Below are 15,215 nucleotides of genomic sequence, written 5' to 3'. Positions count from 1 at the left end.
ATGATGAGCGCTTGTAAATTTGGAGCGACACACGAGGTTCGAACTCGTGACCTCAACCTTGGCAAGGTTGCGCTCTACCAACTGAGCTAGTGTCGCATATTCTCAAAAGAGAATTGGTTGCGGGAGCCGGATTTGAACCGACGACCTTCGGGTTATGAGCCCGACGAGCTACCAAGCTGCTCCATCCCGCGTCCGTATTCACCATTCAAAGCATGATGAGCGCTTGTAAATTTGGAGCGACACACGAGGTTCGAACTCGTGACCTCAACCTTGGCAAGGTTGCGCTCTACCAACTGAGCTAGTGTCGCATCAACAACGTTTCCGCTGTTCAGGGCTGCGAATTATAAGTGCATTTTTTTGTGATGCAAGTCCTTCATGCAAAAATAATCTATTTTTTTTTCGTTTGGATAAAAAGCGCACACCAATAGACAAACAAGCTTGATATTTATACAGAACCTAGGCTTCGCATGATGAAGTTTAAGTCTGAACAAGAGTTTAAAATGCGATGTTGTACAGCCTTTTACGCCATGTAGGTCGCAGGCCCATCACATTTTATATATAACTAGTGTCTATAAATCCCCCAAACGAATCATGCATTTAAGCGTTGTCGTAGTAGGTTCTCTTATCCATGTCATACCTCAAGCACTATTGGAAAGCCCTGATAACCCTGATTCTGGTCGCCTTCATTGTAGGATGTGGCTCGATCCCGAAACCTGTACGCAACTTGGGTAAAAGTGATGTGGATTTTGTTATGGACGTTCACGCTCGACAATTGAAAGAACAAATGGTCGAGCTAACCCGAAAACTGTATGTGCGAAATCCAATCCAGCTAAAGAAAAATCCTCAAGCAACCATAGACAGCCGTATCGCACAAATTTTTGGTGTTGAAGATAGTATCGACCTCCCTCCTCTCATTTTTGACGAACTTAACGGTGTCACCGGGATTGACGCGATTTTGCTGAGTTTTGATGATAACTATCAAGGTGACAGGGTGTTTGCCGCCGTCGTCGGTTTGTCCGAGATGCTCAGACGTTCATACAACCACCAGCAAGAATTCTTTATTCTCGACTCTCTAGATGAACAATCTCTCTACAACAGCGCTCGCAATATCGAAGTGTTTGTTTGGCGTCTCTACCATCGCAAAGACAGCCAAGGTAATCCTCTCATCTACAGCAATTCCTTCGATGAAGATGGATCCGACATAAGCTTTGATCGCCTATTTTCCAAGATGGTTATGATTCAAGACATGATGGCTTTGATTGTCGCCGACAAGACGAATCGAAGCATTACTAAGGTTGTACAAGGCGTCGCTCAGTTCGCTTTCTTGCCAGTCCCTTAATCGGACTTAGCTCAGATAAAAATAGAGCCAGCAATTATGCTGGCTCTATTTGTTAGATTGAAATAATGGTATTGCGGTAGTATTGCAGCTCTGCAATCGACTCTCGGATGTCATCCAAGGCTAAATGACTGCCTTTTTTCGAAAATCCGTCCAGCACTTCAGGCTTCCAACGGCGAGTCAATTCTTTCAACGTACTAACATCAATGTATCGGTAGTGGAAGTACTCTTCTAACTCAGGCATGTGTTTGTAGAGGAAACGGCGATCTTGCCCAACACTGTTACCGCATATTGGTGATTTGCCTTTTGGTACCCATTTTTCTAGAAATTCTATTGTTTGACGAACGGCTTCTTGCTCATCAATCTTACTATTGCGAATACGCTCGACTAAACCACTACCGGTATGGGTTGTGGTACACCATTCATCCATTTTTAGCAGTTCTTCTTCAGGCTGATGAATGGCAAGTACGGGTCCTTCAGCTAAAATATTCAATTCACTATCGGTGACAATGGTAGCAATTTCGATGACTTTATGAGTTTCTGGGTCTAGTCCTGTCATCTCTAAATCTATCCAAATCAAATTCTGATCGCTAAAGGACATAAATCGTTGCCTATTGGTTTTCTGATAAAAAAGGTACTATACCCAAATTCCGATACCCAAGATAGTTTGAGATGTTCTCCTTCTTGCTGGTATCACTCAATAAATTAATCAATTGAAGTAGAGAAACGTGGCTAAAAAGAAAAAGCTAACCAAAGGTCAGGTAAGGCGCGTGCGTCATAACCAGAAGCGCAAACTCGATCAAGAAGAGTCAATCCAGTGGGATGAATCTATGCTTGGTAACAGTAAGTCTGGCCTGGTTATCACTCGTTTTGGGCAACACGCAGATATCGAAGATCTTGAAACCGGTGACATTCAGCGTTGTAACTTGCGTCGTGGCATTGAAACCTTAGTGTCTGGCGATAAGGTCATTTGGCGTCCGGGTCTCGAGTCAATGGAAGGGATCAGTGGTGTTGTCGAAGCCGTAGAGCCTCGAACCTCTGTACTAACACGCCCAGACTACTATGACGGCCTTAAACCTGTGGCTGCCAACGTTGATCAAATGGTGATCGTTTCTTCTGTATTGCCCGAGTTATCGCTCAATATCATTGATCGCTACCTAGTTGCTTCTGAAACGCTGAACATTGCGCCGCTGCTGGTTCTGAACAAAATTGATTTACTAGAAGAACAACAGCTCGCTGAATACAAAACATGGTTAGCCGAATACGAGAAAATTGGCTACAAGGTACTCTTTGTGAGTAAACAGACAGGTGAAGGCATCAAGGAGCTAGAAACCGAGCTTACCGACCGAATTAACATTTTCGTTGGACAGTCTGGTGTTGGTAAATCCAGCCTGGTTAACGCATTGATGCCTCAGTTCAATGTGGAAGAAGGTGAAATTTCTGAAAACTCGGGCTTAGGTCAACATACAACGACAGCTTCTCGCCTTTACCACATTCCCACAGGCGGTGATTTGATTGACTCACCTGGGGTGCGTGAATTTGGTCTTTGGCATTTGGAAGCGGACGAAATCACTAAAGCCTTCGTCGAGTTCAGACCTTTCCTAGGCGGCTGCAAATTCCGTGACTGCAAGCACAATGACGATCCTGGTTGTGCATTGCGCCAAGCTGTCGAAGAGGGTGAAATCAACCAAACTCGCTTCGACAACTATCATCGAATCTTGGAGAGCATGGTGGAGATGAAAGCCAATCGCCAATATTCTCGAAACAAAAAAGCCGATTTATAATCGCAAATTTGTAAGCAAACTATCGCAACTACTGACTTTTGGGTGCAATTTGAGTAACATCTCGCGCCCAGAATATAGTCAATCAAGCAAATAACATTGGAATTGAACACAATGGATAAGATTAAAGTTAGACTGCAATATTGGATTCCACAACATGGCCTAACGCGCTTAGTGGGCAAGCTAGCTTCTGCAAAGGCTGGCGGTCTAACAACAGCGATCATTCGCTGGTTTATCAAACAGTACAACGTCAACATGGACGAGGCGCTTCACTCTGATCCTAAGCATTTTAAGACGTTCAATGAATTCTTTGTCCGTGAACTCAAAGAGGGAGCGCGACCTATCACTGAAGGTGAGTCAATCATTACTCATCCAGCTGACGCGTGCGTGAGCCAGTTTGGTCCAATTACAGATGGAAAGCTAATCCAAGCAAAAGGTCACGACTTTTCTGCTCAAGAACTGCTCGGCGGCGACGCAGCTCTAGCTGCAGAGTTTGCAGAAGGTGAGTTTGCCACTCTTTACTTGTCACCACGAGATTATCACCGTGTGCATATGCCATGCGATGGTACATTGCGTCAGATGATCTACGTACCTGGCGACCTGTTCTCTGTAAACCCACTGACAGCAGAAAACGTGCCTAACCTATTTGCTCGCAATGAGCGCGTTGTGTGTATTTTTGATACCGAATTGGGCCCTATGGCACAGGTACTTGTTGGCGCAACCATCGTAGGCAGTATTGAGCAAGTCTGGGCAGGTACGGTAACACCACCTCGCGGTAACACGGTATACAAGTGGGATTACCCAGCTGAAGGTGATAAATCCGTTATTCTCAAGAAAGGCGAAGAGATGGGCCGCTTTAAACTTGGCTCAACTGTTATCAACTTGTTTGCAAAAGATGCCATCGTGTTTGATGAATCAATGCAGAATGGTCAAGCAACCGTAATGGGTACTGCATACGCTCATACTAAACAAGCGTAAAATGAGTACCAAACCGGTAACTGTTATCAGCCCCGAAAGTTCGGGGCTTTTTATTGACGCAAAACAAATCCCACTCAACAAATTCAATTGTTTAACAAAACTCTAGACTAGCTCTAAGACCTGACATTGTTTGTAAATTAATCTATAGCCTCATCAAGTTATCTGTGAGGTCACCTTCTCTATGCCCAAGGTAGAATCAGGAATCGTCATCAAACTCTTAGTCAGTTTCGGTCTGCCCATTGCTGTATTGTTTATGCCTATCGATTGGATTCCGATTGATGACTTAACATTGATTCAGCATCGCTTACTGGCCATTTTTCTTCTTGCTGCGCTACTGTGGGTATTAGAGCCCGTTCCAGTTTTTGCTACATCGATACTCATTATTGCGCTTGAACTGGTTATGATTTCGGACAAAGGACTCCACTTGTTCCGAACGCCACCTAGTGGGCATGATCTTGGTGAATTAATGAATTACACCGATATCTTCAGCGCGTTCTCTTCACCGATCATCATTCTTTTCATGGGCGGTTTTGCTCTTGCTATTGCCGCCTCAAAGTATGAACTTGATAACAACCTTGCGCGCGTTTTACTTAAACCATTCGGCCACCAGCCTAAATTCATCATGCTAGGTCTAATGCTCATTACCGCCATTTTCTCTATGTTTATGTCTAACACGGCTACCACGGTGATGATGCTTGCACTACTTGGTCCGATTGTCGCTTCTGCACCAAAAGGAGATTTAGGCATCAAGGCTCTGGTACTGTGCATCCCTATCGCAGCCAATACAGGCGGTATCGCAACACCAATTGGTACACCACCAAACGCGATTGCACTTCAATATCTGACAGGCGAAAACAGTATCGACTTTCTTAGCTGGATGATGATGGGCTTACCGTTTGTCATTGTTCAACTGACTATTGCTTGGTTCTTGCTGCAAAAACTTTTCCCTTCCTCTCAGCAAACCATGAAACTCAAACTTGATGGTCAGTTCCAGAAGAATTGGAGAGCCATTGTGGTCTACGCTACATTCGCGACGACCATCCTGCTGTGGATGACTACTAAGATTCATGGCATGAACACCTATGTCGTCTCCATCATCCCTCTAGCCGTGTTTACCTTAACGGGCATTATGGGTAAAGCCGAACTGAAATTGATCAACTGGGATGTACTCTGGCTGGTTGCCGGGGGGATAGCGATTGGTATTGGTCTTGATAAAACAGGGCTTGCGTCAGCTCTGGCACACGCTGTTGATTATGAGTCGTTGTCTCCGATTGCCGTTGTTCTGACCATGTCGCTCATCTGTTGGCTGATGGCAAACTTTATGTCTAACACCGCAACGGCAAACTTATTGATGCCCATTGCTGCGGCTATTGGTGCCTCTATGGAAAGTCTTGCTTCTGTTGGTGGCTTACAGGCTCTACTCGTTGTCGTCGCGTTTTCAGCCTCACTAGGCATGATTCTACCAGTCTCTACACCACCAAACTCTTTGGCTTATTCAACCGGATTAATTGAAAGTAAGGATATGGCGAAAACAGGTCTCATCATCGGTGTGATTGGGTTGTCGATTGTCTATGCTGGTGCTCTGCTTCTGACTTAAGACAGAGAGTTGGGTTTGGTTGTTCTTCTCAACGAAACCCAACCCATTAAACCTTACAAATAAAATGGTTAATTAGTAAATTCAATACATGGATCACCTCAATTAACCAATTTCAGATATAAAATCAGTCGGATATAAAAGTACCCCCTTCTCACTGTCAAAGTGAGAATATGTGGCGGTCATTGCTATCTAGAGACATGGCTCTACAAATTGCCAGTGCTGCCGAAGAACAACGTGCGGTGAGTGAAGACATTAGTCGCAACACTCAAGGTATCAAAGACGCATCTGACATTCTGGCAGAACAAGCGATTCAGAGTAGTGCGAGTGCGAACAACATGCGCCACTCGGCTAAAACCATGCGAGCAGAAGTGGGACGCTTTAAGGTTTAACGCTTTGTTTTAAGTCTATTTTGATGCATATTGTCAGCCTGTATTACTCCCACATCACAAGGACATGGAGTCGATGGGTTATGAATGGCTGGCACTGGCAGCTGCGTTTTTATGGGCAGTTGCCAGCATACTCTCTGTGGTTCCGGCTCAGCACTTAGGTACGTTTGCTTATAGCCGTTGGCGTATGGGATGTACCTCCGCTATCCTCGCGTCGATTGCGCTGTTGACAGGCGGCTGGGCTAGCGTGGAAAGCAGCGCCATATCTGCGATGATGCTATCTGGTGTGATTGGTATCTTCATCGGTGATACGGCGCTATTTGCGTGCTTGAATCGTATGGGCCCACGGCAAGCTGGCTTGCTGTTTTCATGTCACGCTGTCTTTTCTGCCATTCTCGGTTACTTCTTGTTTAGCGAGACCATGACTCATCTAGAGCTATTAGGTTCTGGACTGGTATTCTCAGGCGTATTAACGGCAATCTTCTTTGGTAGAAAAGGTCAGTCCAATAACCAATTAGAGTCCATAAATGGCAAAGTCTGGGTTGGCGTTTGCTTAGGATTATTGGCAGCCCTGTGCCAAGCACTGGGAGGCATCATCGCCAAACCTGTGATGCAAACGGAAATCGACCCCATCGCGGCATCGGCAACGAGAATGATGACTGCGTTTGCCGCACACTGCTTGTTCTATCTAACAGGAGCGAAACTCGCTCGTGCTACTCGCCCAATCAATATCAAAATTTTCTCTATTACAGCCCTTAACGGCTTCCTCGCGATGGCGGTTGGGATGACACTTATCCTTTATGCACTTCAGCAAGGGAATGTCGGTATGGTTGCTCTGCTCTCTTCGACGACACCCATCATGTTGTTGCCTATACTTTGGATTTATTCAGGTAGACGCCCTAATCGCTTCGCATGGATTGGGGCAATTGTCGCGGTTGCTGGTACTGGGATACTGGTCAGCTAGTAGCGATTATAACAATAGGTATTTCCGACTTTCTTTTTTCATTAGACAGGTGAAAATGGAGCAATTGAAGCAAATCACTCGAACGGTGTAATTTGAATACATTTTGAGTCGCGTGAAAGATAGCAACATTATTTAGCAAACAATAATTGATCTTAACCTACAGTTTTGGTTAAAAAGTGTAGTAAAATTACGCTAATTTTGTTTCCAAAGTTACTTTGAAATTTGACGAGGTCATCACTATGACAGCTAAGAAGCCAATGGCTCTAGTTATTCTTGACGGTTACGGACACCGTGAGGAAACTGCAAGCAATGCGATCGCTAACGCTAACACTCCTGTATTAGACGGTCTGTTTGCTAACAATCCAAATACTCTAATCTCTGCTTCTGGCATGGATGTAGGCCTACCTGACGGTCAAATGGGTAACTCAGAAGTAGGTCATACCAACATCGGTGCTGGCCGAGTGGTATATCAAGACCTTACTCGCATCACCAAATCAATCACTGACGGTGAATTCACCCAAACAGCCGCTCTAGTAGAAGCGATCGATTCTGCGGTAAAAGCAGATAAAGCCGTTCACATTATGGGTCTAATGTCTCCAGGTGGCGTACACTCTCACGAAGATCACATCTACGCAGCCGTTGAAATGGCAGCTGCACGTGGCGCAGAAAAGATTTACCTACACTGCTTCCTTGATGGCCGTGATACGCCACCACGCAGTGCAGAAGGCTCTCTACAACGCTTCCAAGACCTATTCGCTAAACTAGGCAAAGGTCGTGTTGCTTCTCTAGTTGGCCGTTACTACGCAATGGACCGTGACAACAACTGGGATCGCGTTCAAGTAGCTTACGACCTACTCACTCAAGCTAAAGCAGACTTCACTTACGATTCAGCAATTGCTGGTCTTGAAGCCGCTTATGCTCGTGAAGAAAACGATGAATTTGTGAAAGCAACTGCAATCAAAACTGACGGCCAAGAAGATGCGGTAATGCAAGATGGCGATACCGTTATCTTCATGAACTACCGTGCTGACCGCGCTCGTCAAATCACGCGTACTTTCGTACCTGATTTTGCTGGCTTTGAGCGTGCATCATTCCCTGCGATCAACTTCGTAATGCTAACGCAATACGCTGCTGACATTCCTCTAGCTATTGCCTTCCCACCTGCTTCTCTTGAGAACACGTACGGCGAATGGTTATCTAAGCAAGGTAAGACTCAGCTACGTATTTCAGAAACAGAAAAATACGCGCACGTTACTTTCTTCTTCAATGGCGGTGTTGAATCTGAATTTGAAGGCGAAGAACGCCAACTTGTTGCTTCGCCAAAAGTCGCTACATACGACCTACAACCAGAAATGAGTTCAGAAGAGCTAACAGAGAAAATGGTTGCAGCAATCAAATCTGGCAAGTACGACGCTATTATCTGTAACTACCCTAACCCAGACATGGTTGGTCACACTGGCGTTTACGAAGCGGCTGAGAAAGCCATTGAAGCCGTTGATGCTTGCGTAGGTAAAGTCGTTGCTGCTATCGAAGAAGTCGGTGGTCAAATGCTGATCACAGCTGACCACGGTAACGCAGAAATGATGGTAGACCCAGAAACTGGCGGTACGCACACTGCGCACACTAACCTTCCAGTTCCTCTAATCTATGTGGGTGACAAAGCGGTTGAGTTCAAAGAAGGCGGTAAACTGTCTGACCTAGCTCCAACAATGCTAGCACTGACTGGTCTAGAAATTCCTGCAGAAATGTCAGGCGAAGTATTGGTTAAATAATTTAACTGAATACCTTGATATCAAGCCCGAGCATCAGCTCGGGCTTTTATTTTTCTGATATACCCTTATCACCAGCAAGTTTTAACATTCCTCTTTCGTCTAACGAATTTGTTTGGGTATACTGATTGCCTGTCAAATAGTTAGGATTGATTTGAACAATGGCTGCCACTTACCTCCGGACAATTTCAGCCGGTAAACGACTCGTGACTCTCGGGTTAATTCTTTCTGCCTGTTCATTATCTCCTAGCTACGCTGCTACCAATGCAGAGCTAAAGGGCGTCAGTGGTGAAATCTCGCGCCAAAAAAATGCCCTCACTTCACAACAGAAAAAACTCGACTCCCTACAGCAATCGCTTAAATCGCAAGAAACAACGATTAATCGACTCGAAAACGAGATCAAACAATCCAAAGCAGCTCTGCAAAGCACCAACCAAAATATCGCGACGTTAGAGAGTAAGGTCGATAATTTGGAACGAGACAAGAAAGCCCAGAGTGATAAGTTAGCTGAGCTTATTCAGACCTACTACGTCACTCAACGTGCTAAGTCGTCAGCGAACATTCTGAATCAAGGTGTTGAAGAAGACCGAATTAGCCAATACTTTCAACACCTAGCCAAACAACGTGCAAGTACAATTGCTGAGTTAGAAGCAACCGTGACCGAGCTTGAACAAAGCCGTCAACAACTTAATTTGGAAAAACAACAAATTACAACCTTGCTGAACCAGCAAACCAAACAGCGAGATGAGCTAACCAAAGCCCAAAGTCAGCGTAAGGGAACGGTATCTCAGATTCAGAAAAGCATCTCCAATGACAAAGTTTACCTCTCTGAATTGCAACGCAATGAGACAAGATTAAAAGCTGAAATTGCAAAAGCCGCTAAGAGAAATGCCGTGCCAATGGATGGCTTAGCAAAACAAAAAGGCAAACTGCCTTGGCCACTAAAAGGCACAACGCTTCATAGCTATGGCAGCCATCAAACCGGGCAAATCAAATGGAAAGGCATGGTAATCAATGCCAATTATGGGCAATCAGTCAAAGCTGTTTACTCAGGTACGGTCGTATTCGCTGACTATCTACGTGGCTACGGTCTAGTTGTGCTACTCGATCACGGCAAGGGCGATATGACTTTGTATGGATTTAATCAAAGCCTACTGAAAAAAGAGGGAGACAAAGTCGCTGCGGGTGAGAGTATCGCACTTGCAGGAGATACGGGAGGTCAGTCTCGTCCATCCCTCTACTTTGAAATTCGCCGCAACAGTAAAACTCAAGATCCGAAAGCTTGGTTAACGCGATAACAAAAAGGCCTGCTTGTTCAGGCCTTTTAAAGGTTAAGAGTAATAGGACTCAACCGTTTCAATAAATCGTTCAAGATCCGTTTGCTCTAACGCATTTATCCCCGCCGCCGCTGCACGCCCACCACCAGATGGAAATTGGCTACATATATCCCCAGCCCCCTGCTTGTTGTTAAGCGGTGCGCGCAATGAAACGGTATAAGTTCCATCAAGATTTGTCGTTAATACCGCATGTGCTGAATCGGGATTTTGGTTAGCGAGTAAGTTGCCGTAAACGCCACTGATTCGCCGCGAAAAGGCATCATTAGGAAGCTCAAATAGACCCAATTTTTCACTGTGATACTTTGGAGCGATCGCCAGTGCCTTGTCCATATCTTGCTGATATGCAGCTCGGAGAACATAAAACGGCGAGGCTTGATCAGCAATTACCGCAAATGGATCATCATAAGCCAAAAGCTGCTGGAACAGGCGCACCGGATCAAAATGAAGGTCTTCCAACTTGGCTCCATACCCATTGTAGTTGATCAAGGTACCAAGCTCTTTCAACTGTTCTTTCTGCTGAGAAGATAACTTGGCATCATCCGCGAGTTGTTCCGCTTTGGTAATCAGGTTGTCACCATAAGCAGCCGTAATCGCCCATGTATGAAAGCGACCATTTAACAGCTTATCGATAATAAGCGCGGTACATGTATTGGGATCAAGGTCGATATGGGTGGCTAAGTTAGCATGCTGGGGAATATCACCACACTTATGGTGATCGGCATAAAACACGCTTGCGCCTGCAGCAAGAAGAGCTTCTAGCCCCACTTTGTTTTGTTCCATTGAGATATCCAAAGCCACGACTGAGTCACCGGGGTTCACCGACAACTTCTCCAATAACTGAATATCACGCTTTACTCCAGAAACCAACATCGATGCTTTTGGCTCAGCTAGTCGGAGTTGGAGCAGTGCGATGATGCCATCGGCATCACCATTAAAAACATCATAGTGCATATAGGGTTTGTTGACCTTTCGTGGTTAAACTTTGTTCGAGCAAAAAGCGTTTTAGACGCGAAGAGAGCTTTGAAACCTAGTGGGTCTAAGTAAAAAGCTCTCGACAAAGTATAAAACGCTTTTAGCCGAACCCTTCGGGCAGCGTTTGTGGACTCTTTCTGCTGCGTTATCGGCTTATTAGGTAGGGCAACTACATTTCAAAGCCTCTGCCTTGCATAAAAAGCCCACAAACTGCTGCAAAAGTCATCACGCAAGGCCAACAGACCCTAGCAACCCATCAAAGTCGCTTTCGCTACTCTAATGGGTTAATCATCTTTGTACAATTTCAATTAGTTATGACTAAGCATGAATCGCTTTAACGCCATCTTCCAACAATTGTAATTGTTCTAGACCTTGTGCCGTCGCTTTGGGTTTGACTACCGAGATCATCTGCAGCATTCCCTGATGGATCACTTGTTCAGTAATCTGAGTTTTAGGAGACATTGCCGCTTGATACCCCAGCCAGCTTGACGCAATCAAGTGCAGAGTTGTCACTAATGACTTCATATCACTATCAGCGACCGTCACTAGCTCTAACCCAACAAAAGCACGCATGATATTGATAAGATTAGCCTGCAACTTATCCTGTACTTGGATGTACTCCTCATGCAATTGCTCATCTCGCTGCAAGATCTCTGGCAAGTTGGCGTAGAAAAAACGATATTTCCACATCAGAGTAAAGATCGAGTCTAAATAGTGTTTAAGTAATACCAAGCTCTCTTGCTGACCCTGAATCGGCGTAAAACGTTCCAGCAACTCATTGGAGTACAAAGTAAAAATCTCGCGCACAATCTCCTGTTTATTGCGGAAATGGTAATACAGATTACCCGGACTAATATCAATATGCGCCGCTATGTGGTTAGTGGTGATATTCCTTTCACCATGCTCATTAAATAGGTCCAGTGCAGCAAGCACTATCTTGTCACGAGTTTTCATTAGTTGTTTCAATCCCTTTCCATTTCCAAAGGCAGTATAGCGACTAGTGTAACCTATAACAAAAAAGCGCCTGGTCATATCAGGCGCTTTCATTCAATTACTCAATTATTTGTGGTACGGCTTAGATAACTCATGCACCGCTTCAACAAATACACCCGCATTTTCTGGCGGCACATCTAGGTGAATACCGTGGCCTAAGTTAAATACGTGACCAGTACCCGCATCACCGAATCCTTCAAGGATAGTGGCAACTTCTTCACGGATACGCTCTGGAGATGCGTACAGCATTGAAGGATCCATATTGCCTTGCAGTGCTACCTTGTCGCCTACGCGCTTAACAGCGTCTGCAATGTTAATAGTCCAGTCTAGGCCAACCGCATCACAACCTGTAGCGGCAATCTGTTCTAACCACATGCCACCGTTTTTGGTAAACAGAGTAACAGGAACACGGCGACCTTCGTTTTCACGGATTAGACCATCAACGATTTTGTGCATGTACTGAAGCGAGAAGAGGTTGTAATCACGAGGAGTTAGAACACCCCCCCAAGTATCAAATACCATGACAGATTGAGCACCCGCTTTAATCTGTGCATTTAGGTACTCGATGACACTGTCTGCAAGCTTATCAAGCAACAGGTGTAACGTTTGTGGTTCAGCATACATCATCTTTTTGATCTTTGTGAATGCTTTAGAGCTGCCACCTTCAACCATGTAAGTCGCTAAAGTCCATGGGCTACCAGAGAAACCAATTAACGGAACATCACCATTAAGATCTTTACGGATCTGGCGCACTGCGTTCATAACGTATTGCAGTTCACCTTCTGGATCTGGCAGACCAATTTTCTCTACGTCAGCTTTACATGTAATTGGATTATCAAACACTGGGCCTTCACCCGCTGCGAAGCGCAGGCCTAATCCCATAGCATCAGGGATAGTGAGAATGTCTGAAAACAAAATGGCGGCATCTAGAGGAAAACGGCGTAGTGGCTGTAATGTTACTTCCGATGCAAGCTCTGCATTCTTACACAAAGACATAAAGTCACCCGCTTCTGCGCGAGTCGCTTTATATTCAGGAAGGTAGCGACCGGCCTGACGCATCATCCATACAGGAGTGTAGTCTACAGGCTGCTTTAGTAACGCACGAAGGTAGCGGTCATTTTTTAGTTCTGTCATTCCGTTTATCCGATTATTAGGCTCAACTTTGTGGCGGCTATTCTAACACTGTTTGGCTCTCAAAAGCTGTGTGCTTTGCAACCTAGATCAAGTTATTAACTTTTAAATCAGTGCTTAATTTGCACCCACTCATTATCAGTGTTAAAAATTTGTTTGCTAGCGAAAACTACAATTATAAACTGGACACATCGTGTTCAGCATCTCATAACGACATCTTACTTACCCCCTCCTTCTGGAGGGTTTTTTTTATTTAAAATTCAAAAACATAATTACTTGGCCAATGTGATTGTATGCTCAATTAAGGCCCTCGCAATGGTTCCTTCTGGAGCAACGGGTGGTAAATGATCAACATCAAACCATTGCGCATCACTCAACTCGCTATAATCCGGCTTCAGCTCACCCGAATGATAATCGGCCAAAAAACCCATCATCAGACTTGAGGGGAAAGCCCAAGGCTGGCTGGAAAAATAACGAATATTGGTCACATTAATACCCGTCTCCTCCTTCACTTCACGAGCAACACACTGTTCCAACGTTTCACCAACCTCTACAAACCCTGCAATCACGGTGTACATTCCGTTACGATGCCTCGGATGCTGAGCCAGTAATAATTCGTGGTCTCGTCTTACCGCAACAATAATACAAGGGAAGATACGTGGATAATGCAACGTCCGGCAATCACCACACTGCATGGCTAGCTGATTGTGATTTAAGTGATTCCGTCCCCCGCACTGTGGACAAAAGCGCAGTGTCTGCGACATATGGCCATATTGAATTGCCTTGCTCATCAAAAGAAACAGGGCTTGTGGAAAGTGCAAGCAATCACGTAACGAGGTCAGGTCCAGTTCGGTATTAATGTCAGCCTCATTGAGCCAAAAAACCGGTGTATTCTCGTAGTGCCCAAGTGGAGTTGCCTGCTCGAAAGGTAGACCTAAATCATCAGCAAGACCTTTAGGAAGTTGACCATCTAACAGCCAAATGTCGCTTCCTGAAACAACACACCAATAAGCATCTTTCATACGGTTTGTATCACCTTTACGTAACATTAGCTCGCATCTCCACTTGCAGTTCATCTATTTTACTGGCAATCTAAATTCATACCAGAGTTTGTAGTCACGCAATTTCAAGACTATAAATTTTAGTAACGACAAGAGGTTGTAACTCTGAACAAGCTTTGGGACCAAAGCGTAATGATCACCAGAGAAGTGATCCGATCATGAGGATATGGTCATGCTGAATAAATTCAAACACACACAAGAACAATGGGGTGGCTCTAGTGAAGTCATCGATCACTGGCTTGAAACCAGACAATCACTCATTGTTGAGTATTGTAAACTAGCCGCACTTCAACCCTGCTCTACTAAATCTGCACTGTCATCGCTGCCAACTCCACAAGAACTCCAAGTATTTTGCCAACATCTCGTCGACTATATCTCTGAAGGGCATTTCAAGATCTACGACATGGTAATGGACAAATGGCGAGCGACAGGATTTGAAGCAACCGACGAAATTAACCAAACTTATGGCAAGATCGTTCTGACGACAGAACCGTTGCTCAATTTCACAGACAAATATGCCGCAGTAAGTGACGAGGACACGTTGGACAGTTTTGACAGCGATATGTCTCTTATTGGGGAGATCATCGAAGTAAGGTTTGAAGTCGAAGATAAGCTTATTCAGATGATTGCCGACAGTCTGGCCGTTCCTCCCGGCGCGTAAGCGAGAAGTGGAAAAACAAGACTACCAAAGCCAACATCCTGCCGTGAAACGTTACAGAGCACCACAGGATGTAACTAAAAACAAAAAAGGCACCCGAAGGTTAATGCCAGTCAGTTAAGCTGACTGGCTTTCTTTTTATTGGGGTATTTCTTTGCCTTTGGTTTTATTGCTCTCGGATATATCCGCTCTTCTCGTTTAATGGGCAAGACATGGTGTATCGCCTCCTCTTGCAAGTGAGTAATGCGCTTA

General features: G+C 44.9%; 13 protein-coding genes, 3 tRNA genes and 2 pseudogenes. 9 read left to right on the top strand and 9 right to left on the bottom strand.

Translation table 11 applies throughout. From position 1 onward, the window contains the following. Nucleotides 1-20: 20 nt before the first annotated feature. From QTN95_RS18445 to QTN95_RS18435, 3 genes are all read right to left on the bottom strand, one after another. A tRNA-Gly gene (locus QTN95_RS18445) sits at nucleotides 21-96 on the bottom strand. An 18-nt stretch (nucleotides 97-114) separates the two neighbouring features. Further along, a tRNA-Met gene (locus QTN95_RS18440) sits at nucleotides 115-191 on the bottom strand. Between the two features lie 41 nt (nucleotides 192-232). Continuing rightward, nucleotides 233-308: transfer RNA gene (locus tag QTN95_RS18435), tRNA-Gly, on the bottom strand. A gap of 320 nt (nucleotides 309-628) precedes the next feature. Between QTN95_RS18435 and QTN95_RS18430 the strand changes: the two genes are divergently transcribed. Beyond that, nucleotides 629-1,339 carry a hypothetical protein gene (locus tag QTN95_RS18430; protein WP_331418528.1) on the top strand — a complete coding sequence of 237 codons (711 nt, stop codon included), beginning with the start codon at nucleotides 629-631 and terminating at the stop codon, nucleotides 1,337-1,339. A 52-nt stretch (nucleotides 1,340-1,391) separates the two neighbouring features. On the opposite strand, the gene orn is transcribed toward QTN95_RS18430, so the two are convergent. Continuing rightward, nucleotides 1,392-1,937 (bottom strand): oligoribonuclease, encoded by a 546-nt coding sequence (gene orn / locus QTN95_RS18425; RefSeq protein WP_331418527.1) that lies wholly within the window; start codon nucleotides 1,935-1,937, stop codon nucleotides 1,392-1,394. A gap of 127 nt (nucleotides 1,938-2,064) precedes the next feature. On the opposite strand from orn, the gene rsgA reads away from it, so the two are divergent. The 7 genes and pseudogenes from rsgA to QTN95_RS18390 all read left to right on the top strand — a co-directional run bounded on the left by rsgA (nucleotide 2,065) and on the right by QTN95_RS18390 (nucleotide 10,109). Then, entirely contained in the window at nucleotides 2,065-3,120 is a 1,056-nt protein-coding gene (gene rsgA, locus QTN95_RS18420) for a small ribosomal subunit biogenesis GTPase RsgA (RefSeq protein WP_138971445.1), read from the top strand. 111 nt (nucleotides 3,121-3,231) lie between these two features. Then, nucleotides 3,232-4,095, top strand: coding sequence for an archaetidylserine decarboxylase (gene asd, locus QTN95_RS18415; protein ID WP_331418526.1), 864 nt, complete (start codon nucleotides 3,232-3,234; stop codon nucleotides 4,093-4,095). Nucleotides 4,096-4,276: 181 nt separating this feature from the next. Beyond that, complete coding sequence (locus tag QTN95_RS18410; RefSeq protein WP_331418525.1) at nucleotides 4,277-5,692, top strand: SLC13 family permease; 1,416 nt, start codon at nucleotides 4,277-4,279, stop codon at nucleotides 5,690-5,692. A 194-nt stretch (nucleotides 5,693-5,886) separates the two neighbouring features. Further along, a pseudogene (locus tag QTN95_RS18405) lies at nucleotides 5,887-6,081 on the top strand (methyl-accepting chemotaxis protein); the annotation flags it as partial. Nucleotides 6,082-6,154: 73 nt separating this feature from the next. Beyond that, complete coding sequence (locus QTN95_RS18400; protein ID WP_331418524.1) at nucleotides 6,155-7,042, top strand: DMT family transporter; 888 nt, start codon at nucleotides 6,155-6,157, stop codon at nucleotides 7,040-7,042. A gap of 239 nt (nucleotides 7,043-7,281) precedes the next feature. Continuing rightward, a complete protein-coding gene (gpmM, locus tag QTN95_RS18395; protein ID WP_138971449.1) occupies nucleotides 7,282-8,814 on the top strand; it encodes a 2,3-bisphosphoglycerate-independent phosphoglycerate mutase in 1,533 nt (510 codons plus the stop codon). 158 nt (nucleotides 8,815-8,972) lie between these two features. After that, complete coding sequence (locus QTN95_RS18390; protein WP_331418523.1) at nucleotides 8,973-10,109, top strand: murein hydrolase activator EnvC family protein; 1,137 nt, start codon at nucleotides 8,973-8,975, stop codon at nucleotides 10,107-10,109. A gap of 33 nt (nucleotides 10,110-10,142) precedes the next feature. Here the strand turns inward: QTN95_RS18390 and QTN95_RS18385 are convergent, their stop codons facing one another. The 4 genes from QTN95_RS18385 to nudC form a co-directional block, all read right to left on the bottom strand. Next, nucleotides 10,143-11,099, bottom strand: coding sequence for a DHHA1 domain-containing protein (locus QTN95_RS18385; protein ID WP_331418522.1), 957 nt, complete (start codon nucleotides 11,097-11,099; stop codon nucleotides 10,143-10,145). Between the two features lie 339 nt (nucleotides 11,100-11,438). Next, nucleotides 11,439-12,074, bottom strand: coding sequence for a TetR/AcrR family transcriptional regulator (locus QTN95_RS18380; RefSeq protein ID WP_331418529.1), 636 nt, complete (start codon nucleotides 12,072-12,074; stop codon nucleotides 11,439-11,441). 105 nt (nucleotides 12,075-12,179) lie between these two features. Next, nucleotides 12,180-13,247, bottom strand: coding sequence for a uroporphyrinogen decarboxylase (hemE, locus tag QTN95_RS18375; protein WP_138971453.1), 1,068 nt, complete (start codon nucleotides 13,245-13,247; stop codon nucleotides 12,180-12,182). A gap of 269 nt (nucleotides 13,248-13,516) precedes the next feature. Continuing rightward, the gene (gene nudC, locus QTN95_RS18370) at nucleotides 13,517-14,293 is read right to left on the bottom strand and encodes an NAD(+) diphosphatase (protein ID WP_331418521.1); all 777 of its coding nucleotides are present in this window, start codon (nucleotides 14,291-14,293) and stop codon (nucleotides 13,517-13,519) included. Nucleotides 14,294-14,471: 178 nt separating this feature from the next. On the opposite strand from nudC, the gene rsd reads away from it, so the two are divergent. Continuing rightward, nucleotides 14,472-14,966, top strand: coding sequence for a sigma D regulator (gene rsd / locus QTN95_RS18365; RefSeq protein ID WP_138971455.1), 495 nt, complete (start codon nucleotides 14,472-14,474; stop codon nucleotides 14,964-14,966). Nucleotides 14,967-15,076: 110 nt separating this feature from the next. Here the strand turns inward: rsd and QTN95_RS18360 are convergent. Continuing rightward, nucleotides 15,077-15,215 (bottom strand): annotated as a pseudogene (locus tag QTN95_RS18360) (IS4 family transposase); the annotation flags it as partial.

It is taken from the genome of Vibrio sp. M260112, from assembly GCF_036533775.1.
GTDB lineage: Bacteria > Pseudomonadota > Gammaproteobacteria > Enterobacterales > Vibrionaceae > Vibrio.
The sequence above is the reverse complement of the archived record's forward strand: the minus strand, read 5'-3'. Positions and strand labels throughout refer to the sequence as shown.